Origin of the sequence: Deinococcus phoenicis (genome assembly GCF_000599865.1) — a bacterium.
GTDB classification, from domain to species: domain Bacteria; phylum Deinococcota; class Deinococci; order Deinococcales; family Deinococcaceae; genus Deinococcus; species Deinococcus phoenicis.
In genome coordinates this window covers 20405-40854 of sequence record NZ_JHAC01000044.1, presented here as the reverse complement: position 1 = coordinate 40854, position 20450 = coordinate 20405, and the positions used below count along the sequence as shown (strand labels likewise).

The 20450-nt window shown below is 68.9% G+C and carries 22 protein-coding genes; 10 read left to right on the top strand and 12 right to left on the bottom strand.

Annotated features, from left to right (window positions below; all coding sequences use genetic code 11):
- Window positions 1–28: 28 nt before the first annotated feature.
- Window positions 29–448, top strand: a complete 420-nt coding sequence (locus tag DEIPH_RS13460; protein ID WP_034358985.1) for a hypothetical protein — start codon at window positions 29–31, stop codon at window positions 446–448.
- Window positions 449–518: 70 nt separating this feature from the next.
- On the opposite strand, the gene DEIPH_RS13455 is transcribed toward DEIPH_RS13460, so the two are convergent.
- The 3 genes from DEIPH_RS13455 to DEIPH_RS13445 all read right to left on the bottom strand — a co-directional run bounded on the left by DEIPH_RS13455 (window position 519) and on the right by DEIPH_RS13445 (window position 2960).
- Window positions 519–1598: a sensor histidine kinase gene (locus tag DEIPH_RS13455; RefSeq protein ID WP_034358984.1), complete on the bottom strand. Its 1080-nt coding sequence runs from the start codon at window positions 1596–1598 to the stop codon at window positions 519–521.
- Entirely contained in the window at window positions 1595–2263 is a 669-nt protein-coding gene (locus DEIPH_RS13450; protein ID WP_034358982.1) for a winged helix-turn-helix domain-containing protein, read from the bottom strand. Before DEIPH_RS13450 ends, DEIPH_RS13455 begins: the two co-directional genes overlap by 4 nt.
- 97 nt (window positions 2264–2360) lie before the next feature.
- Window positions 2361–2960: a DUF305 domain-containing protein gene (locus DEIPH_RS13445; protein WP_034358980.1), complete on the bottom strand. Its 600-nt coding sequence runs from the start codon at window positions 2958–2960 to the stop codon at window positions 2361–2363.
- A 191-nt stretch (window positions 2961–3151) separates the two neighbouring features.
- Here DEIPH_RS13445 and DEIPH_RS13440 point away from each other — a divergent pair, with 191 nt between their 5' ends.
- Complete coding sequence (locus tag DEIPH_RS13440; protein ID WP_034358979.1) at window positions 3152–3577, top strand: four-helix bundle copper-binding protein; 426 nt, start codon at window positions 3152–3154, stop codon at window positions 3575–3577.
- Window positions 3578–3672: 95 nt separating this feature from the next.
- Here the strand turns inward: DEIPH_RS13440 and DEIPH_RS13435 are convergent, their stop codons facing one another.
- Complete coding sequence (locus DEIPH_RS13435) at window positions 3673–4032, bottom strand: tRNA-binding protein (protein WP_034358977.1); 360 nt, start codon at window positions 4030–4032, stop codon at window positions 3673–3675.
- Between the two features lie 197 nt (window positions 4033–4229).
- Between DEIPH_RS13435 and DEIPH_RS13430 the strand changes: the two genes are divergently transcribed.
- From DEIPH_RS13430 to DEIPH_RS18865, 7 genes are all read left to right on the top strand, one after another.
- Window positions 4230–4418, top strand: coding sequence for a Rossmann-fold NAD(P)-binding domain-containing protein (locus DEIPH_RS13430; RefSeq protein ID WP_034358975.1), 189 nt, complete (start codon window positions 4230–4232; stop codon window positions 4416–4418).
- A gap of 242 nt (window positions 4419–4660) precedes the next feature.
- Complete coding sequence (locus tag DEIPH_RS13425) at window positions 4661–7801, top strand: tetratricopeptide repeat protein (RefSeq protein ID WP_034358973.1); 3141 nt, start codon at window positions 4661–4663, stop codon at window positions 7799–7801.
- Between the two features lie 253 nt (window positions 7802–8054).
- Window positions 8055–8549, top strand: coding sequence for an RICIN domain-containing protein (locus DEIPH_RS13420; RefSeq protein ID WP_034358971.1), 495 nt, complete (start codon window positions 8055–8057; stop codon window positions 8547–8549).
- Window positions 8550–8831: 282 nt separating this feature from the next.
- A complete protein-coding gene (locus tag DEIPH_RS13415) occupies window positions 8832–9056 on the top strand; it encodes a zinc ribbon domain-containing protein (RefSeq protein ID WP_034358970.1) in 225 nt (74 codons plus the stop codon).
- A gap of 51 nt (window positions 9057–9107) precedes the next feature.
- Window positions 9108–10739 carry a C1 family peptidase gene (locus DEIPH_RS13410; RefSeq protein ID WP_034358968.1) on the top strand — a complete coding sequence of 544 codons (1632 nt, stop codon included), beginning with the start codon at window positions 9108–9110 and terminating at the stop codon, window positions 10737–10739.
- A gap of 61 nt (window positions 10740–10800) precedes the next feature.
- Complete coding sequence (locus tag DEIPH_RS13405; RefSeq protein ID WP_034358966.1) at window positions 10801–11100, top strand: hypothetical protein; 300 nt, start codon at window positions 10801–10803, stop codon at window positions 11098–11100.
- Window positions 11101–11202: 102 nt separating this feature from the next.
- Window positions 11203–11928 carry a hypothetical protein gene (locus DEIPH_RS18865; RefSeq protein WP_235183251.1) on the top strand — a complete coding sequence of 242 codons (726 nt, stop codon included), beginning with the start codon at window positions 11203–11205 and terminating at the stop codon, window positions 11926–11928.
- Window positions 11929–11978: 50 nt separating this feature from the next.
- On the opposite strand, the gene DEIPH_RS13395 is transcribed toward DEIPH_RS18865, so the two are convergent.
- Entirely contained in the window at window positions 11979–13682 is a 1704-nt protein-coding gene (locus DEIPH_RS13395; RefSeq protein ID WP_051517381.1) for a BTAD domain-containing putative transcriptional regulator, read from the bottom strand.
- A gap of 108 nt (window positions 13683–13790) precedes the next feature.
- Between DEIPH_RS13395 and DEIPH_RS19895 the strand changes: the two genes are divergently transcribed.
- Entirely contained in the window at window positions 13791–13970 is a 180-nt protein-coding gene (locus DEIPH_RS19895) for a hypothetical protein (protein WP_152544943.1), read from the top strand.
- 55 nt (window positions 13971–14025) lie between these two features.
- On the opposite strand, the gene DEIPH_RS13390 is transcribed toward DEIPH_RS19895, so the two are convergent.
- From DEIPH_RS13390 to DEIPH_RS19890, 7 genes are read right to left on the bottom strand one after another with little or no spacing between them, the layout of a single operon-like run.
- On the bottom strand, window positions 14026–15375 hold the full coding sequence (locus DEIPH_RS13390; RefSeq protein ID WP_034358965.1) for an MFS transporter: 1350 nt from the start codon (window positions 15373–15375) through the stop codon (window positions 14026–14028).
- Between the two features lie 12 nt (window positions 15376–15387).
- Window positions 15388–15618 (bottom strand): DUF6755 family protein, encoded by a 231-nt coding sequence (locus tag DEIPH_RS13385; protein ID WP_034358960.1) that lies wholly within the window; start codon window positions 15616–15618, stop codon window positions 15388–15390.
- Window positions 15615–16157 carry a Rieske (2Fe-2S) protein gene (locus tag DEIPH_RS13380; RefSeq protein ID WP_051517380.1) on the bottom strand — a complete coding sequence of 181 codons (543 nt, stop codon included), beginning with the start codon at window positions 16155–16157 and terminating at the stop codon, window positions 15615–15617. The genes DEIPH_RS13385 and DEIPH_RS13380 overlap by 4 nt, the downstream gene beginning before the upstream one ends.
- A complete protein-coding gene (locus DEIPH_RS18860; protein WP_081790926.1) occupies window positions 16154–16789 on the bottom strand; it encodes a 4Fe-4S dicluster domain-containing protein in 636 nt (211 codons plus the stop codon). Before DEIPH_RS18860 ends, DEIPH_RS13380 begins: the two co-directional genes overlap by 4 nt.
- Before the next feature lie 5 nt (window positions 16790–16794).
- Complete coding sequence (locus tag DEIPH_RS13375) at window positions 16795–19116, bottom strand: molybdopterin oxidoreductase family protein (RefSeq protein WP_051517379.1); 2322 nt, start codon at window positions 19114–19116, stop codon at window positions 16795–16797.
- Window positions 19116–20234 carry an MFS transporter gene (locus tag DEIPH_RS13370; protein ID WP_152544942.1) on the bottom strand — a complete coding sequence of 373 codons (1119 nt, stop codon included), beginning with the start codon at window positions 20232–20234 and terminating at the stop codon, window positions 19116–19118. Before DEIPH_RS13370 ends, DEIPH_RS13375 begins: the two co-directional genes overlap by 1 nt.
- On the bottom strand, window positions 20221–20415 hold the full coding sequence (locus tag DEIPH_RS19890) for a hypothetical protein (protein WP_152544941.1): 195 nt from the start codon (window positions 20413–20415) through the stop codon (window positions 20221–20223). Before DEIPH_RS19890 ends, DEIPH_RS13370 begins: the two co-directional genes overlap by 14 nt.
- Window positions 20416–20450: the final 35 nt, after the last annotated feature.

The window sequence follows — 20450 nt, the reverse complement described above, 5'->3', positions numbered from 1 at the left end:
TTCCCGCGCTTCATGCAGGAGAAAACCCATGACCAGGCTCAACGTCGGCCCCTACGTCGCTTCCCTGAAGACCGGCCCCGCCCTCGTCCGTGACCGCCAGGCGTTCCTGGCCCGTGCCCGCCTGCGCGACGAGGTGCCCACTGTCGCCGGCCTGCCCCTGGTGGGGTTGGGTGGCTCGTGCGGCAAGCCCGCCTTCCTGCTGCCGTATCTGGTCCGCTGGAACGAACAGAACACCCTCACCCTGGAGCAGGTCACTCAGGCGTTCGGCTGCTTCGTGGAATACGGCGCGTACCCGCACCTGAAGTTGGAGGAGGGTGGGCAGGAGGTCGCCGCCGTGCAGGATTGGAGCAACATGGCGATGGTGTTCGTCCGGCCCGGGTACGAGCGCGGGGAGGAACTGCTCGTGCGCCTGCGGGATGCGCTGGAGTCCACCCCTCCTGAAGCTTGAGCCAGCAGAAAGACAAGGCCCCCTCGCCGAAGGGGGTCTTTTCGTCGAGGCACCTGGGAGGCCTCAGCCTTCAGGCCCCCGGCAGGGTGAAGGTGAACGTGCTGCCGCCTTCGTCCGACGTGACACCCATGTGGCCGCCCATCTGCTCCACCAGGCCGCGCGCGATGGTCAGGCCGACGCCGCTCCCCTCACCGCGCGTCCGGGCCGGGTCCACCCGGTAGAAGCGCTCGAAAATCCGCGCGAGGTGTTCAGCGGGAATGCCGCTCCCAGTGTCCTCGACGCTGAACCCGACCTGTCCTCCAACCGCCTGCACCGCCAGCGTGACCCGGCCGCCCTGCGGCGTGTGGCGCAGCGCGTTGGAGAGCAGGTTGGACAGCACCTGCAAGGCCCGCTCGAAGTCCGCCCGGACCTGTGCGTCGTCTGGGAGGGCCTGGGCAGTCAGCGTGACCCCGCGACCGGCGTAGGCGTCCCCGAAGCGCTCCAGGGCCGCGGCCAGCAGGGTCCGGGCACCAAAGGTCGTGGGGTGGAGTTCCACCCGGCCCGCCTCGATCCGGGACACCAAGCTCAGATCGCTGGCGAGGCGCTCCATGGCCCGCACCTCCCGCCGGATCGCGGGCGCGGCCTGATCCGGCGTCATCACGCCGTCGGTAAGGGCTTCCGTGTATCCGCGCAGCGCCGCGAGCGGTGTGCGCAACTCGTGCCCGACGTTCCCGATCAGGGCCACCCGGTCCTGCTCCACCCGCTCCAGTGAACCGGCCATGACGTTGAAGTTGTGCGCGAGACCCGCCAGCTCGTCCCGACCAGGTTCAGGAAGCCGCCGGCTGTACTGTCCCGCGGCGAGCGCCTGGCTGCCTTCCGAGAGCAGCCGCACCGCCCGCACGATGCGCCGGGAGGTCAGCGAGGCCGTGATCGCGGCGACGGCCACCGCGAAGGGCAGCGCGGCCAAGAGGGCGCTGTTGAGGGTGCGGCGCATGCCGCGTTCCAGGTCCGGGCGCAGGGCGCGCCCCTCGGGGCCGATCAGGGTGACCATCTGCTCGACGTGGTGCCGGTAGAAGCTGGGCGCGATGAGTTCCACCACCAGGAACAGCGCGCCCAGCGCGACCAGAATCACCAGCAGGTGCCCCAGGAAAAGGCGGGGAAAGAGCTTCACGCCTCCTCCCGGAAGCGGTACCCCACCCCGCGCACCGTCTCGATGAAGCGTGGCCGCTCCGGCTGTTCGCCCAGCTTGCGGCGCAACCCGGCCATGTGGACGTCCACCACCCGCTCCACACCGGGGAAGTCGGCTCCCCACACCCGTTCGAGCAGGCGATCCCGCGACCACACGAAGCCGGGATGGCGGGCCAGGGTGAGCAGCAGGTCGAATTCCAGCTTCGACAGGGCGAGTTCCCGGCCGTCGAGGGTCGCGGTGCGGGTCCGCTCGTCCAGTTGCAGGCCGCCCGCCGACACGCTGTCCTGAAGACGCGCCCGGCGCAGCAGCGCCCGCACGCGCGCCACGACCTCGCGGGGCGAGAAGGGCTTGGTGACGTAGTCGTCCGCCCCGACCTCCAGGCCGCGCAGCTTGTCCTCCTCCTCGCCCCGCGCCGTGAGCAGCAGGATCGGGAAGTCCGGATGGTCACGCCGCTGCTGCCGCGCGAGTTCCAGACCGCTCGTGCCCGGCAGCATCCAGTCGAGGATGGCGAGGTCGGCCTCCGCGAGTTTCAACTGTCCCGCCGCCCCATCCTGCGCTTCCAGCACCGTGTGCCCATCATTGCGCAGGTACGCCCCGAGAATCTCCAGGATGGCGGGGTCGTCGTCAACGATCAGAATGCGGGCCATGACTGCCCCCCAGGGTAAAGGTCCCGCCGGGGGGCGAAGGGTTCGGACAGCAAGGTGCGACCCTGCCTGAGGCACAGGGCCGCACGCGAGGTTTCGCTCAGCCGCGCCGGGCGAGCCACTGCCGATAGGTGTACATCTCGTCGGCCTGCGCCTTGATGATGTCGCGCGAGAGCTTCAGCACGCGGGGATCGCTGCTCTTCTGCAACGCGAGGTTCGCCATATCCAGCGCCGAGGCGTGGTGGGGCAACATCCCCTGCACGAAGGCCACGTCCGGGTTCTTCGCGGTCTTCAGCGGCGTGACCATGCCCTTCATGCCGCTCGCCATCATGTCGCGCATGCCCGTATTCACTCCACCCAGGGGCTTGAGCCAGGTACTCATGTCGCTGATCTCGCGGGTCTGGTCGCGGATGACGTTCGCCACCCAGGTCTTCACCTGCGCGTCCTTTACCCGGCCCTGCACGGCGCGCGCCATGTCCACGGCTCCCTGGTGGTGCGCGATCATCATGGAGAGATAGGCGCGGTCGAAGGCTTTCCCGCTCAACCCGGCGAGGCCGCCCATGTCGTTCATGCCGTGAGACATCGATGTCGTGCTGCTTGCAGGTGTGCCGTGCATGCTGTGGTCCATCTGTGCGAGCGCGGGGGTCGCCGCCAGGGTCAGGGCCGTGAGGGTGCTCAGAAGGAGGCTCTTGCTCTTCATGGCCTGACGCTACCGGGCGTGTGTTCAGCCTGTGTAAAGGCGGACCCGGCCGAGGAATCTCCGTGCGGCGAGGGCAGAAAGCGCCTGTCTTCATCCGTCCTTCAGCCCAGCGTTACAGAAGCTGAACACGGCCTTCTTACGGTGGACGGGTCGAGTGACCCAGAAGCCCCCATTCCACCGAGGAGGACACCATGCCGCAAGCCACCCAGGCCATGCTCGCCACCCATCCCCAGCGGGAATCCGCTGCCTTCAACATGCAGGCCCTCACCGCCTGCATCGAGGCCTGCTTCGAATGCGCGCAGGTATGTACCTCCTGCGCCGACGCCTGCCTGGGTGAGCAGGAGCACCTGATGCATCTGGTGCGCTGCATCCGCCTCAACCTCGACTGCGCGGACATCTGCACGGCCACCGGGCGGGTCGTGACGCGCCTCACGCAGGCGGACCCGGCGGTGCTGCGCGCCCAGCTCCAGGCCTGCGTGGCGGCCTGCCAGGCCTGTGGGGACGAGTGCGAGATGCACGCCCGCGAGATGAATATGGAGCACTGCCGCATCTGCGCCGAGAGCTGCCGCCGCTGCGAGCAGGCCTGCCAGCAACTGCTCGGCGGGATGAACGCTTGAAGAAGCTGACGCTGGCCCGACCGACTGCCCCGCAGCTCTGATGGAAGAGCGAGAGCAGGTGTCAAGGTCTTGGCACCTGCTGCCTACCGCGCATCTCAGAACACCTTGCTGCCCAGCTTCGCGTCCCGCTCGGGGGTCAGGAACGTCGCCTCACCGCTCGCCGCGCCCGGCACCTGCACCCCGAGGATCAGCACCTCGCTCATCACCTCCCCCACCTGCCGCGCCTCAAAGTTCAGCACGCCGACCACCTGCTGCCCCAGCAGTTCCTCCAGCGTGTGCTGCGTGAAGCGCCCCACGCTCACCCGGCGTCCGTACTTGCCGAAGTCCACGGTCAGCCGGTACGCGGGCTTCGGCGCGCTGGGTTCCAGGGCCACCCCCACCACCCGGCCCAGACGGATGTCCAGCTGCCCCAGCGTCTCCTCGTACGTCACGGTCTCCTTGAGTTCGGTTGCCATCACTCACCACGCTCCTGTCTCCACGATGTCGAGAGCAAGCCTACGGCCACCGTGGACAGCGAGAAAGCCGCCGTGAGTGACACCAGTGGGGACGCGAGCGGCGCGAGGGCAGGACAGGGTAATAGTGGCGTAGCTCAACGCCGCACCCAGCGCCCAGAACGCGCCGATGATGAGTCCCGGACCTGATCTGGACCGACATGACCCACAACGAGACGCGGCTGACCGAGGCCTACCGGCCCCCGCCCTCGCAGCCACCGGGAACAGGTCGCCAGGGTACGGGCCGAATTGCCCTGGCTGCCCCCGAGGACATGGCCCCGATGGTGGTGTTTCTGGCGTCCGACGAGGCGAAACACGTTACCGGGGCCAGCAGCGAGTCCACCGGCTGAGCCGCAGCAAACCCCTCAACCCACCGGCTGAAGTCGCGGCCCCACTTTGCGACAACGGTGGAGGGGGAAGCCCAGCCCACAGCACATGCAGTCTGCCGCCGCCTCCACGCCCTGACGCACGATCATCCCACCACCGCACCCTCCCGGGTCAGAGAGCCGCCTGCGGACGGTGTGGGCTTCCGTGCGGCAGTTGTACCGGGTCAAATGGTGAGACCACCCCGCGCCTATGCTGAACGTTAGCTATGAGCAGCACCATGGCCGTGCTGGGTCAGCGGCTGCGCGCCTTACCCGCGCGCCGGGTCGGTCTGGCCGCCTGGCTGTGGGGAGAGGCGGGCATCGGCAAGACCCATGCCAGTCGGGCGCTGCTGCGCGAGGCCCCCTGCCGCAGCCTGACCCTGGCGGCGACGCTGCCGCTGGCCGAGCTGGTGCGCGCCCTGCCGCGCCCCGCGCGCCTGCGGGTCTGGACCCAGATCGCGCTGGAGGGGGTTCAGGAGGGCCGGGCCGTCGCCGCGCCGGCAGCCGACATCCTGGCGGCCCTGCTGGCCCAGCTCGCGCCCTTCGTGCTGCACCTCGAAGACCTGCACGGGGCGGACGCAGCCCGATTGGAGCTGACCGGACAACTCGCCGCCGCCGTGGCCCGGACGCGCGGGGCCGGATTGCTGGTCACCAGCCGCCTGCCCCCGCCGGACACCTGGCCCGAGGGGGACAGCGTGGTGGCCCTGGAACGGCTCTCGCCCCGGGCCGCAGCCGCCCTGCTGGACGCCGAGGCCGGGGCCGAGCTGCCGCCGGGCGCCGCCGCCTGGGTGTTCGAGCGGGCGCGCGGCAATCCCCTCTTCACGCTGGAATACTTCCGGCTGCTGGCCCGGCAGGGCCACCTCTGGAACAGCGGGGACCGCTGGCGCTGGCGGGCGCCCGGGGATGAGCCGCTGCCGGTCACGGTGGAGGCCATCATCGAGCAGATTCTGGAAGGGGTGGGCGCAGCGGGCGCGGCAGGTCGGCTGATGGCGGCGCTGGCCCTCCTCCCCCCCGGAGTCGACGACGCGCGGCTGACCGCCATCACGGCGCTGACACCCCAGCTTCTGGCCGAGGCCCGCCTGGAATTGCAGCGCCGGGGCGTGCTGGCACCGGGAGGGTTCGCCCATCCGCTTTACCGGGAAGTGGCCCGGAAACAGCTGCGCCCGGAGCAGCGTCAGGCCCTGGCCCGGCAGGCCATCACCGTTTTCCGGCACGACCCACAAAGAGCGGCCCACCTGATCGACGAGGCGCAGCTGGAGCCGCGCGAGGCCGCCGCGCTGTTCCTCCAGGCGGCGGAGGCGGCCGGGGCTGGAGATGGAGATGGACCCCACAGCGCCCGTCTGCTGGCCCGGGCGGCGCAGCACGCCAGCGGTCCCGAGCAGGTCCACCTGGCCTTGCGGGCGGCGCGGGGGCTGCGGGAAGCCGATCTGCCCGAAGCGCTGCGCCTGGCCGAACTGGCCCATCACCTGGCCCCGCAGCAGGCTGGGGCGGCGGGCCTGTATGCCGAACTGCTGGCCGGTCAGGGGAGGCTGGCCGAAGCCGAGGCCTGTCTGCAAGGCCTCCCCGCCGAAGAAAGGACGGGCCGGGCTTGGTGGTCGCGCCTGATCCGGCTGCGGGGAGCCGCCCGGCACCACGGCGGCGTGCTGGAGCTGTGGCAGGCCCACCCTGAACTGCACCGGCAACCGGACCCCGGGGTGGTCTACGCCGTGGCTTTTGCCTCGGCCCACTCCGCGCGGCTGGGGCAGGCGGCGAGCCTGGCGGGCGGCGCGCTGGCCCAGCCTGACCTGGACGCGCCGACCCGCTGCGACCTGATCAATGTGCTGGGGATCGTGCGCTACAACCAGAACGATTTTGAGGGCGCGGCACAGTTTTACGCGCAGGCCCTCGAACAGGCCCGCGCCGCCGGGCTGACCCACCTGGAGGCGGTGTATCTGAGCAACCGGGCGATGGCGCTGGGCGAACTCGGGCAGTCCCGGGCGCGGCTGGCCGACCTGGGAGAGAGCCTGCGGCTGTACCGGGCGCAGGGGCAGTTGCTGCAGGCCACCCGCACGCAGGTGGCCCTGGCCGACGCCTACCTGGACCTGGCCCGGTACGAGGAGGCCGAGGAACTGCTGCTGGAATCGCGCGACTTTCTGGCCCGGCTCGGCCCGTCCGAACACCTCATCGAGTGCGAGTACCGCCTGAGCGTGCTGTACCGGCACTGGGCACCGCCGCACGGGGGCCTGCTCTCGCTCCGGCATGCCCGCGCGGCCCTGGCGCACGCCCGGCAACTGGCCCTGCCCGGCAAGCTGGCCTGGGCGCTGTGCTACGCCTCCACCGCCGAATCCTGTTTTGCCGGCGCCGGGGAAGGCCAGCGGCTGGCCCAGGAGGCGCTGACCCTGGCGACCCAGCTGAACGCACCCGGACCAAGCGGCATGGCGCGGTTCGCGCTGGCCTTTGCGCTGGAGGCCGCCGGTCAGCCGGACGAGGCGTTGCGGGCGTTCGAGGCCACCGAGGCGGCCTTGCTGGCCCAGGGCATCGTGGACGCCGCGCAGGAGGTCGGGCTGGAGGCAGACCGGCTCTCGGGCCGCCGCCAGCGCGCCGCCGAGCGCCTGGCCTGGTTCGAGCAGGCGGGAATGAAGAACCTGGCGCAGGTGACCCGGCGCTACTTCCCGGGCCTGGGGGAGGCCGCAGGCCAGGGCACCCCTCCGGGCAGCGCACGGCCCCAGGCTTCCCCGGCACACCTGCGTCTGGAAGTGCTGGGCGAGATGCGTTGTGGCCCACCCGGCGCGTGCGCGGCGGTCCGGGGCCGCAAGCGCCGCGAACTGCTCGCCGGCCTGCTCGGGGGCCGCCTGCGGGGCCGGCCGGACGTGTCCCGGCCAGCGCTGATGGACGCGCTGTATCCGCACGCCGGGGAGGATCAGGCGGCGGCGGCCCTCAAGGAACTGGTGCACCAGACCCGCGCGGCGCTGGGGGCGGGCGTCATCCGGACCACCGGGGACGGCTACGCGCTGGGCGACCTGGAATCCGACGCCGAGACCTTCCTGAAGACCGGGGACACGGCCCTGTGGCGCGGCCCTTACCTGGCGGGCGAGGAACCGGCCTCGGACGGCCTGATCACGGACACGCTGTATGGCGCGCTGGGCACCCGCGCCCAGGCCCTCAGCGCAGATCAGCCCGCCGAGGCCGCACGCCTGGGCCGCCTGCTGTGCGAGGCCAATCCCTACGACCTCGCGGCCCTGGCACTCACCCTGAACGCCCTGCGGGCCGCCGGCAACCACCGCAGCCTGGGCCGCTTCTACCACGCGGCCCGCCAACGCCTGCTGGAAGTCGGCGAACGCCTGCCCGAAGAGTGGACGACTTTTCTGCAAGGCCACGTCGGGGCCTGAATCCGGGAAGCTGTGCAGGGACCACCACAGGCCACGCGGCTGGTGCCCCAGAGGGTGAATGCGGCGGCGCACTCTCCCCTTTTCCTGACCGCCGCATAACCGGGGGCAGCTCACCCTGTAGGCACGAGGAGGGCCGGGACACCGGCCACCCCGGAAGACAGGTCGGCCCGGCGTCCGCCCGCACCGCTCCCCTGGAAAGAGGGCCGTCCCTGCACTTTCCGCTGCGGTCACCATCAGGGACAGGGGGAACACCATGTTCGCCAAGATGTTGCTGTTCTGCGCCGCCGGCCTGCTGGTGTCGGGCGCGGCGGCCCAGGCTCCGCGCTATTACCGCCTGCAACTCAAATCGGACGGGCAGTATCTGGACGCCGACCACTGCGCCTCGCCCGTCACGCTCAATCCCGGTTCGACCTTCGCGGGCGGCGCGTGCGAACTGTGGCGGCTCGTCCCAGCGGGCGGCGGCTATTACCGGCTGCAACTCAAGTACAACAGGCAGTATCTGGACGCCGACCACTGCTCGGCACCCATCGGCCTGAATCCCGGCTCGACGTATGCGGGCGGGGCCTGCCAGCTCTGGAAGCTCGTGCCCAACGGCGACGGCTACTACCGGCTGCAACTGAAGATCAACAACCAGTATCTGGACGCGGTGAACTGCACGCCCACTCTGGGCCTGAATCCCGGTTCGACGTATGCGGACGGCGCTTGCCAGCTGTGGCGGCTGGTGCCCGAGTCGGTGCGGCTCGACTGATCCCGACTCCAGGTGAGTCGAAGACGCGGGGCGAGCGAAGCGGGCAGGCGTCCTCCCGGGGGGGGCAGGCTTGCTCAAGCGAGTCCGTTCTGACCGACCGTCCGTTCGGCTGGGAAAGCGAGAAGAGGAACCTCCCGGCCGGCGGCGACACAAGACCCCATGGGGGTTTGCCCGGATGTTCTGGAATCAGAGCCAGCTGGTAGAGCGGCCCCGGGCGGCGGGACGCCGTGAACCGTTCCCCGCTGCCCACAACGACACCTGAGCCAGGGGCAAGGAAGCCGCATGGATGATCTTCCCATCACATCACCGGGCCTGACCTACCGGCTCTGTCCCCGCTGCGCCCGCGCCGTGCCCAGCCGTTCAGGCGAGCGGTACTGCGTCAACGACGGCACGGAACTGCTCGGCGCCTGCCCACGGTGCGGCGCGCCCATCACCTCGCCCTATGCCCGCTTCTGCGTGCGCTGCGGGACCGACCTCACGCACAGCCTGAAGCCCGGGCCGGCCTGACCCGGCGCCCGCCCCAACCTCCCCGAGCTGACGAGAACAAAGGAGAACCTCATGTCCAAGCTGCATCCCCTCCTGCTCCTGCTGACCCTCGGTCTGGCTGCCTGCGGCTCGTCTGGCCCTGCGGGGGGCGACGACCCGGCCCAGACCGCCTTCTTTAAAGCCCAGCCCGAGTTCGGCGCGGCCGTGCCCCCCGGCAGCGAGCCGGTCACGCCCGCCCAATTCATGGAGGCCGTCAAGAACGGCGGCAAGGTCATCACCGCCCAGGACCTCGCCAACGAAAAGGCGGCCCAGGAGCGGCAGGACGCCCAGGACGACGCGGATGCCCGGACGTACATCGCGGCGCACCCGGAGTTCAGTTCGCTGCTTGATCCCCCGGCGGCGGACGCGATCAACGCCGACGGCGACCGCCTGGTGAGCGTGCCGACGGCGGGCGGTCCCAAGACGATCATGCTGATGGGCAATGCCTTTGGCCGCGCCGTGCTGGCAAACCACGCGCGGACCTTCCCCAGCCAGGCCAACCAGTACAGTCTCTACAGCCAGCTTTACGCCGATCTGGACATCACACTGAAAAAGCTCAACAACAGCGTTCAGCAGTTCGGCTTGCCTGCCCCGGACGAGGTGAAGAGCTACAGCGCCGAGCGGCTGCTGGTCCTGAACCGGCACGCGGGCGAGGTCATCAACGAGTACCGCGACTCGATCTACAACATCAGTTACCTGCTCGACCCGGCCAATGGGGAAACCGGATCGAAAGACCAGCTCGACCGCACCCAGAAGGGGGCCTGCGAGCCGCCCGCCGCCGGGGGCATCTACCAGAACTTCGACTGGCCGCTGAAGGCCCTGACCACCACCGTCAAGGATCAGGGGCAGCGCGGCACCTGCTGGGCCTTCGCCACCGTCGCCGCCCTGGAAGCCGAGATTGCGCGGCGCGATCACAAGGAGGTCAACCTCTCCGAGCAGGCTTACGTCGGTCACCGCTTCATGGACTGGGCACCGCGCGCCTTCGGTGAGGGCGGCGATCCCCTCTTTATCGCGCAGAAGGCGAGTGCGGCGAACTACGTCTTCGCCTATGAATCGGGCTGGCAGTACAACAAGAGCCTCAGCCGCGTGGTGCCCAAGAACACCCAGACCTACACGCACTCCTGCGACGGCTACCGGGACGGGGCGGTGAATTACGGCGCGTGCTCGGACACCAACGACCAGGGCAACTGGTTCACCGTGACGGTGGGCGGCCGGATTTACCTGCTGAGGAGCCTGCCCAACACCGGCGCGGGCAGCGGCTACCGGATGAGGTCGCCCACGGATTTCTGGAACCAGGATGACAAGGATCAGAGCATGGTGATCCTGCTGCTGCGCTCGGTGCTGGGCCACGCCACCACGCTGACGCTGGACATGCGCTACGTGGCCCCCGACGCCAACGGCTACGCGCCCAACAAGAGCATGGGCAAACTGCCGAACGGCAAACCGGACTTCCAACTCACCCACGTGATGACCGTGACGGGCTTCATCTCCAGCCAGAACCTCCGCAAGACGCTGCCGGGCGCGCCTATCGCTGACGACTACGGCTACTTCATCGTCAAGAACTCCTGGGGCGATTGCTGGGGCGACCAGGGCTATGTGTACCTGCCCTGGACCTGGGTGAAGACCTTCACCGGGCAGGCCAGCACCGGGATTCTGCCGCAGTAGCAGGCGTGCGGGAAGGGTGAGCGGTTCGGCACTCGCCCCTCCTGCACGCAAAGGAGGCTCCATGTCCCCCGTCCTCCGGCTCCTGACGGCCTCCCTGCTGGCCGCCTCTTGCGGCGTCACCCTGGCCGGGCAAACCCCCTCGGAACCCGCGCCTCGCTCGCTGCTGCTGGGCCTGAAGTTGTCTGACGCGCCGCGCCGCATCACCGGCGGGCCAGGCTACGCCGCTGAAACCGCCCAGATGAACAGGGGTGCCCTGGCCTGGACCCTGGGCCGCTGCACCCGCTCTGAGCTGCTGTACTGGACCACCGCGCTGAAGGTCCGGCCCGGGGAGGACGGCGCGTGCTGGCCTCGGTGGTCCTGAACCCCGGCCCCCACCTCTCGCTGTGCGAGCTGGCCCGCTGACCCTGCCTTGATCGCCGCCCTCGCCGCCGTGGGCCGCGCAGAAACCCACCCAGGAGAACCCATGTCGCACCTGAAAGTGTCATATCTCAAAGGGCACGTCCTCGCCCTCCTTGCCCTCGCTCTTCCCACGCTGGCCGCCGCCCAGAGCTATTCGCTGGTGGTGAACGGCCAGGTGGCCCCGGCCCAGGCCATCGTCGTGAAAGGTCAGACGTATGTGCCGCTCTCGGCGCTGCAATTGCTGGGCATTCCCAGCAGCCTGAAGGGCACTACGCTGACGCTGGGCACGGGCACGCCACCGGCCACCACGCCCGGCGGGGCCAACCAGCGCACCGCGCTGGAGGGTTGCATCGGTGAAACCCTCTTCAACGGCGTCTGGCGCCTGACGGTCAGGAAGGTCGAGCGGATCGGCGCGGAGGCCGGGCACGGACCCGGCTGGGGAGTCACCATCGAACTCAGGAACGGCACCGCGACCAAAACCAACCTTCAGGACACCGGCCTGGAAGCCATTGAGCTGGTCGGGGCGGACGGCAACACCTTCTTCTTTCAGGAGCGGGCAGCGGAAGAACCGCTTATCTACAACACGGTGACGCAGGCAGGCGGCATCACGTACCAGCTCAAGTTCCATGTGCAGGACTACCGCGCGCCCGCCTCCAGCGTCCCGGCGGCGGCAAAACTGGTCATCACTCTCAATCCCCAGAAGATGACGGCGGGCTACCTGAAGGAGGGCCACGTGGCCTACACCACCCCGGCTCCCAGCTTCCGGGTGCGGCTGAACTGTTCCAGGTGAGGCCGCCGCCGGGACGCTGTGCGGCCGGAACTTCACAGCGTCCCGGAACTTCACCCGTGACCGTCCGGGGCATCCTCCGGAGTGGCCGCCTGCCGGGCGCCGGGCTGCCCGGAAGGGCGGGGGAAGGTCGGTGGGGGGCCGCCGTAGGCCAGCCGGTAGCGTTCCCAGGAAACCTGCGCGTCGGCCACCTGGCCGCGCCGCAACAGGAGCCGGATCAAGGCCTCGTACGCCTCAAACCGGTTGGGGTCGATGGTGAGAATGCGCGAGTAGGTGGCCTGGGCATCCTGCCACTGCCCTCCGGACGTTTGCAGCTCGGCGCTGCGGAACAGGGCACGCAGGGCGAGTTCACGCAGGTAGTCGCGTTCGAGGGCGTACCAGTCGGTAAAAAGGTCGTCTTCCAGAAAGTCGCCCCGGTACAGCCGCAGGGCCTGCTGGTAGGTGGCGACGGCTTCCGCACCCGCTTGCGTGTCGCCCCGCTGCACCAGCAATTCGAACTCCTGAACGTCCAGGCGGTAGGGCAGCAGGGGGGCGAAGCGGTAGGTATTCCCGTCGCGCAGCAGCACCTGGGCCTCGGCACTGCCCGGCGGCTCCAGCACCTGCCGCAGGGCGTTCAGGGTGACGTGCAGGCGCGCCAGGACGCGGCCGCTGACCTCCTCGCCCGGCCACAGCGCGTCGCAGAGTTCCTCGACCGACACCGGGCGGCCCCAGCGGGTCACCAGCAGCTTGAGCAGGGCGTAAGCCTGCCGCCGCTTGAAATCGCGGGGAGACAGCACCTGCCCCTGACGGCGCACCCGGAAGGCCCCCAGGGTTTCGAGGTCCAGCCACGGCGCGGCGGGCGGCCCGGGGGGCGCGGTGCCCAGGTCCAGGGCACCGGCGGCCAGGCGGGTCATCCACAGCAGGGGCGCCGCCGCCTCGGTCATCACGCCTTCGGGCAGGCTGCGGGGAAACTGCACGGTTTCCACGCCGCTGACCTGCCCGCCCTGCCAGACCGGCAGGCAGATGGTCCGCACGTCGTCGGGCTGGAGGGCGCAGTGCAGTTGCGGATGCCCGGACACCTGCACCAGCCCGTGCAGCGCCGGGCAACGCTCGGGACCGGGGCAGGGGCGGATCTGGCCCGGGTGCGTCTCGGTCACCTCGCCCTGCCGGGGATGCAGGGCCGCGCGCAGGGCCGAGGTGGCGTGCAGGTTCTCTTCCAGCAGCCCCAGCGCCCGTTCGCCCGGCGTCGCGCCCTCCTGCACCCGCTCCAGCGCCCGCTCGCCCAGCGAGGTCAGCACGGCGTACAGGCTGGCGGCCAGCAGCGGGGCCACCCGTTCCAGCGTGTGCTGCGCCCGCGTGAGCTGCCCTGCATCGTGCGCGGCCAGATTCAGCACCCCGATCACGGCGTGGGGCAGCGTCAGGGGCACACTGACAAAGACCTGATACCCCAGCGCCGTGACCTCTTCGCGCAGAAACCGGGCGTCCCTGCCGAGCGCCAGACTCACCTGCGGCTCGCGGGTCTGCGCCGCCCGGCCCGGAAACCCGTCCCCGAACCGGAAGACCGTGCGCTTAAAAAAGGCGCGGTGGTCGGGTCCGGCGTACCCGCTCAGAAAGAGGGTGGTCTGCTGCGGATCGGCCAGAAAGAGTTCCGCCACGTCCATCCCGGTGGCCCGCGTCAGGTCGGCCAGCAGCACCCGCAGCACGTGGAACAGTTGCCGGGGATCACGGCTGAGGGTCGCGGCTGTCCAGCTCACGGTGTCCAGCACGTCAGCAGGCATGTGGTCCAGTATGACCCGTCCTGTCTGGGCGGTGGCCCCCGGTCCTTCCTAAAGTGGTCTTTACCCTGCCGCCCGCCCACGGCTCACCCGCATCAGGGAAACTCGGCCATGACCCAGCGCAACGACGACAGGCCGCAGTCTCCCCCTCCGGGCGAGCACGTTCGCCCTGATCCTTTCGGTCCTGGGCCGGGCGAGTCCCCCGAGGCCGACACGCCACAACCCACGCAACGTGGCCCGGCCGGGGCTGAAACCGACAGCGGCGACCAGACCACCGAGGCAGGCCACTGACCACCAGCGAGAGGGCGGGGAAACCGGAGTCTCTCCCGCCCCCATTGCAGGTTTCCTAGCTGGGTTTTTCGGCTCCCCTGCGCCCGTAGAAGTACCAGTTCAGGGCCAGGTTGAGGGCGCAGAACACCGCCAGGCCGAAGAAAAAGGCCTTCACGTTCCCGCTGGCCGCCAGGTTGGCGCTGATCAGCATGCTCACGATGAAGGGGCCGAACGCCGCGATGGCTGCCGTCCAGCCGATCACGCCCGCGCTCTGGGGCGGATTGAAGATGATCGGCATCTGCCGGAAGGTGCTGGCATTCCCGATGCCGCTGAACAGGAAGATGGCCAGCATTGCCGCCACGAAAAAGGGGAAGGAGTCCAGGCTGGTGGGCGTGACAAAAAAGGTCACGGCGACGGCCCCCAGCCCCATTCCGAGGGCGCTGATGGTGGTCAGGACCGCGCCGCCCGTCCGGTCCGCGACCATGCCGAACAGCACGCGCACCGCCGAGCCGATCAGGGGACCGTAAAAGGCGAACTTCAGGGGCAGGGGCGGATTCTCGAAGCCGCCGTACAGCTCCTTGATCAGCAGCGGAAAGGCCGCCGCCAGACCACTGAACGCGCCGAAGGTCATCATGTAGATGCTGGTCATCACCCAGGTGTGCTTGTCGCGGAAGATGGCGAACTGCTGCCCGAAGTTGGCCTTGACGGGCACGCTGCGAATCAGCAGCCAGGTCAGCAGGGCGGCCAGCAGCAGCCAGGGGATATACACCCAGGAGGCGTTTTGCAGCCAGATGTCCTGGGTCTTGTTGGCCCAGGTCCAGGCCTGATAACCGCCGGGCACGAACCAGAACAGATTCACGCCCACCACCCAGGGCGTCAGGAACTGCGTCAGCGACACCCCGAAGTTGCCGATGCCCGCCTGAATACCCAGCGCCGTGCCCTGCATGTGCTTGGGGAAAAACAGGTTGGTCGAGGGCATAAAGGAACTGAAGTTCCCGCCGCCCAGACCCGCCGCGAAGGCCAGCAGCATCAGCACCCAGAAGGGCGTCTGGGGATTCTGGACCGCCACGCCCCAGCCGACGGCGGGAATCAGCAGGCTGAGGGTCGCCAGCGTCAGCGTGTGGCGGGAACCGTACATCGGAATCAGGAACATGTGGACCAGCCGCAGCAGGCCCGCCGCGAGGCCCGGCATGGCGGTCAGCCAGAACAGCTGGCTCTTGCTGAGGTTGAAGCCGATGCCGTTGAGCCGCACCACGATGGCGCTCACCATGAACCAGGTGGCAAAGGCCAGCGTAAGCGCGAAGGTGGTCACGGCCAGCGTCCGCCAGGCGCGGGCCTTGCCTCCGGCTTCCCAGAAGGCGGGATCGTTGGGTGCCCAGCTCGGCAGCCAGCTGGAGGAGCGGGATTTGGACGGGGTGGTGGTCATGAACCTTTCCTTTTACTCGCGCGGCTCGCGCGGAATGAGCCTCACCAGGCCGAGCGTCAGGGCCGCCAGCAGCAGGCTGGACAGCGCGGCGGGCCACAGCAGGGCGCGCTCGTGCCCCAGGTAGGCGTCGAGGCTGGTCATCAGGATGAACAGCTGGATGCTCCAGAGAATCAGGATGAACGCGAGGACGATGCCCACGATCAGGCTGCGCTGCGCATAACGGGGCTTGCCGGGGCCGGTCAATGCCCACCTCCCCCCACGGCCCAGACCTCGCCGTCCCGCAGTTCGAGTTCGACCCGGTTCAGCCCGCGCTGGGGCGGCCCCGAGATCACGTCCCCGGTCCGGGCATTGAAGAAGCCCTCGTGGCAGGGGCATTCCAGCTTGCGGCTGTGCGGGGCGTAGTACACCGCGCAGCCCAGGTGCGGGCACTTCTGCCCAAAGGCGCTGAAGGTGCCGTCGTCGTGGCGCACCAGCAGCGAGAACTGGCCCTTTTGCGGGTACTCAAAGGCCTGGGAGGTGCCGGGCGGAAAGTCCTCCACGCGGCCCAGCCGGACCCGGGGGGCCTGCGGCGTTTGCCGGGGCAGGCTGCCCGCCACCGCGACCAGTGTGGTCCCGGCGGCCAGCCCCGCGCTCGACAGCCCCAGGAACCGGGTGAACTCGCGCCGCGAGACGTAGTCAGTGGCGTCCCAGTCCACGCTGAAATCGGTTTTCCAGTGCGGCTGCCTGGGGCGGGGGTCTTCGAGACGGTCTTTCTGGGCAGGCGTTGCAGGCTTGGGGGTCACAGGTGCTCTCCCATCGGCAGCGGTTCGAGGTGGGCAAAGGGGTCCAGGTGGTCGAAGGCGTCCGGCTCGAAGCGGGCGTCCATATGCGAGAGCACATCCATGTTCAGGCCGACGTCGCCTGCGGGCAGCACCAGAAAGACCTTGGTGGTGATGGTCTGCGCGCCGAACTGAAAGGTGTTGCTGGGCGTGCCCTGCCGCCGCGACTGGAACTCTTCCAGGGTGCCGTAGAACAGGGCCTCGCTGGGGCAGACGCTGGCGCACATGGGTTTCTTGCCCAGCGAGGTCCGGTCGTAGCACATGTCGCACTTGAGCATCTGGTCGATTTCGGGGTAGTAGCGCGGCACGCCGAAGGGGCAGGCATTCACGCAGTTCGAGCAGCCGATGCAGCGCGGGGCCTGACTGGACTGCACGATGCCGTCCTCGGTGCGCTTGATGGCGTCGGCGGGACACACGGCGGCGCAGGTGGGCAGGTCGCAGTGCATACAGACCATCGGGGCGGTCTGGGTACTCGTGCCGCGCTCGATGTATTCGAGGTGAATCATGCTCTTGCCCCGGTGGGTGGCGCACTCGCTGCACCCCTGCATACACGCCTTGCAGCCGATGCAGCGGACCGGGTCCACAAAAAAGCGCATCTCGCTCACCTTCGCAGCTCCTGTCTTCTGGCGTTCAGGCCGTAGCCCGCCGGGAGGTTCTTCTCGGTCACGGCGCTCAGCCGCCGGGCGTTTTCCCCCTCCACGATCTCCTCGGGGGTGGCGAGGCGCACCTGGCAGGTGGACACCTTGAACTCGGGAATCTTGGAGATGGGGTCCAGCGCGCGCTGCGTGAGCAGGTTCGCGCTCTGGCGCCCGCCCCAGTGGTAGGCCATGAACACGGTGTCGGGGCGGATGGTGTTCACCACGTTGGCCTGGATGGTCACCTGGCCGCGCCGACTGGTCACCGTGACCCAGTCGTCGGTCTGGATGCCCAGCTGCCGCGCCAGGCGGGGGTGAAGCTCCAGCTTGGGGTGCGGAAACTGGTCGACCAGCGGCCCGATGCGGCGGGTCTGGGTGCCGCTGAGGTACTGGCTGACCACCCGGCCCGTCGTGAACCACACCGGGTACTCGTCGTCCACGACCTCGGCACTCTCGCGCCACTTGACCACGTTGAAGCGCGCCCGCCCATCGGGGAAGTAGAACTGCCCGCCCTCGAACAGCCGGGGCGTGCCGGGGTGAACGCTGTCGAGTTCCTCGATGTGCATGGTGGTGTTGCCGCGCTCGGTGACCTGCGGGCAGGGCCAGAACACGCCCTGGTTGTTCACCACCTTTTCCCAGGTGATGCCGCTGTAGTCCGCCGTTCCGCCGCGTGACGCCAGGCGCAGCTCGTTGAAAATCTCCTGGGTGCTGCCGTACTGAAAGTACCTGCCGCGTCCCAGCCGCTGCGCGATGTCCAGCAGGATTTCCCAGTCGCGGCGGGCCTCGCCGGGCGGCGTGACGGGCGCGTTGATCTTGATCACGCGGCCCTCGCCGCTGGTGGAGGTGCCCTCGTCTTCCTCGTGCAGGCTGCCGGGCAGCACGATGTCGGCGTGTTCGGCGGTTTCCGAGAGGAAAAAATCGATCACGCTGTAGTGTTCGAGTTTGTTCAGCGCCTCGCGGTTGAAGTTCGCGTCGGGCAGCGATACCAGCGGGTTAAAGCAGATGGAGAGCAGGCCCTTGATCTCGCCTGCGTGAATGGCGTTCAGGATTTCCTGGGCGGTCAGGCCCTTGCCGGGCAGTTCCTCTTCGGGCAGGCCCCACACGTCGCAGATGTAGCGGCGGTGTTCGGGGTTGGTGATGTCGCGGTTGCCGGGAAGCTGGTCGCACTTGTGCCCGTGTTCGCGCCCGCCCTGGCCGTTGCCCTGCCCGGTGATGGTGGAGTGGCCGCAGCCCTCGCGCCCGATCTTGCCGGTGGCGAGCGCCAGGTTCGCGCAGGACATCACGTTCTCCACGCCCTTGGTCTGGTGCTCCAGGCCCCGCGCGTGCAGGATAAAGCCCGTCTCGGCCTCGCCGTACCAGCGGGCGGCCAGCTCGATCTTTTCGGCGGGCACCCCGGTGATCTCGGCGGCCCATTCGGGCGTCGCGTGGCTGACCGCCGCGCGCACGTCGTCAAAGCCCACGGTGTGCGCCTGGATAAACGCCTCGTCGGTCAGGCCGTCGCGGATAATCACGTGCAGCATGCCCATCAGCAGGGCGCTGTCCGAGCCGATCCGCAGCGGCAGGAAGAGGTCGGCGGTGCGGGCCATCGGCACCATGCGCGGGTCGGCGTAGATCAGCCGTGCGCCCGCGTCCCGCGCCCGCCAGATGTAGTCGGTGGTGATCGGAAAGCACTCGGCGATGTTGGTGCCGATCGCAAAGATGACCTTGGCCCTGGGAATGTCGTCCCAGGCGTTGCTGGCGCGGTCGATGCCGTAGGCTTTCTTGTTCCCGGCCCCCGCCGACACCATGCACAGGCGGCCGTTGTAGTCGAGGTTGGCGGTTTGCAGGGCCACGCGCGCGAACTTGCCCACCAGGTAACTCTTCTCGTTGGTGAGGCTCACGCCCGAGAGCATGGCGAAGCTGTCCTTGCCGTATTTGGCCTGAATCTCCCTGATCTTGCTCACGGTTTCCGAGAGCGCCTCGTCCCAGGTGACGCGCTCGTAGCCGTCCGGCGTGCGGCGCATGGGATGCAGCAGGCGGTCGGGGTGGCTGCCCTGGAGATAGCGCTTGATGCCCTTGGGGCAGAGTTTGCCCTTGTTGAAGGGAAACTCGTACCTCGGCTCGAAGCCGACCACCGCGTTGTCCTTGACCTTCAGGCGGATGCCGCACTGCTGGCCGCAAAAGCAGCAGTGGGTGTCCACCAGCGCCGCGTCGTCGTCCACGGTGCGGAAGCCGCCGGGCGGGGCGTAGTGCAGCGTGGGGCCGAATTCCTGGAGAAACTCTTCGCGCGAAAGGGGCGGCCTGGCCATTACATGAACTCCTTGCCGGTGACCCGGAACTGGTTGAGGGTCATCAGCTTGCGGCGGCAACCGGGGCAGAGGTTCTGCCAGTTGTCCACCGCCTGCTCGTTGTTGCGGTAGTCGAAGCCCAGGTCGGGCAGGATGGCTTTCAGGTCCTCGCGCTGCATGGCGGACGTGTACGCCTCGCCGCAGCGGGCGCACTCGGCCTGGGGGCCGTTCGCCCCAGCAGCCTTGTAAAACCACACGCCGACGTTGGCGATGCGCTGGAAGATGTGGAAGAACTTCCCGAAGGGCAGGTACAGCAGCCACAGCATCACGGTCACGGCGTGGGTGGTCGTGATCCAGTAGTAGAACTTACCCTCCAGGAACATGTTGGAGACGGTCAGCATCATCCCCGTCACCGAGACGGCGAACAGCAGCACCAGCGGCATGATGTCGTTGTCGAACCGCTGGGTGCTGATCTCGGCCTCGTCCTTCACGCGGCGGCCTACCGCGAGCGAGATGCCCGCCAGGCACAGCACCGCCGCGATGTTCAGCCCGTGCATGAAGAGCCAGCCGATCACGCCGCGCGCCGGAAAGGTGAAGAACTCCAGCCGCTGCCCGAACAGCACCACCAGGTAGTTGCTGGGGTGGGTAAAGTCGCTCTCGAACCGCAGCCAGCCGAACGTGAGCGGGAAGGTGATCAGGATGGCGATCACGCAGCCCCAGAAAATCAGCTGGTGGGCCAGCCAGCGGTCCCGCGAGCGTTTGCGGATAAAGCGCTGCTCCAGCATCTTTTCCCAGCCCATCTTGAAAAAGAGCAGGGTGTTGCGCAGGCGCTGGCCCGGCTGCCAGAACAGCTCCCAGCCGCGTTTCCAGTACACCCGGGTGGCGGGGCGCTGGAGCCACACCGCGTAGCGGTACACCACCCCGAACAGCGCGAAGACCGTGGCGAAGCAGTACCCGGCCAGCGCCCCGTCGAAGCCGTGGAAGCGCTGCGACCCCAGGTACACGGCCAGCGTGAGCAGCAGCGAGAACACCACCCCGGCGATCAGCCCGCGCCGGTCCAGCGTCACGTCCATCACGGGCACCATCACGGGGTCGGGGTCGTGCCGGGGGGGCAGCGCCGCCCCACTAGGTTTGAGCATGGTCGTCCTTTCCGGCAGAGGCCGTCCCCAGCACCGCCAGGAGTTCGCGCAGGTCGGCGACCAGGCGTTCCTCGCCGTCTCGCAGCGACTTGAGGCGGCCCTGCCAGGTGCCCTGCGGGCCGCGCCACAGCGTCATCACGAACTGTGGCCGACCATGCGGCGCGGGGAGAGTGTCTGCCATGCGCGGAGTCTGGCGGCGGGCACTTACAACCCACT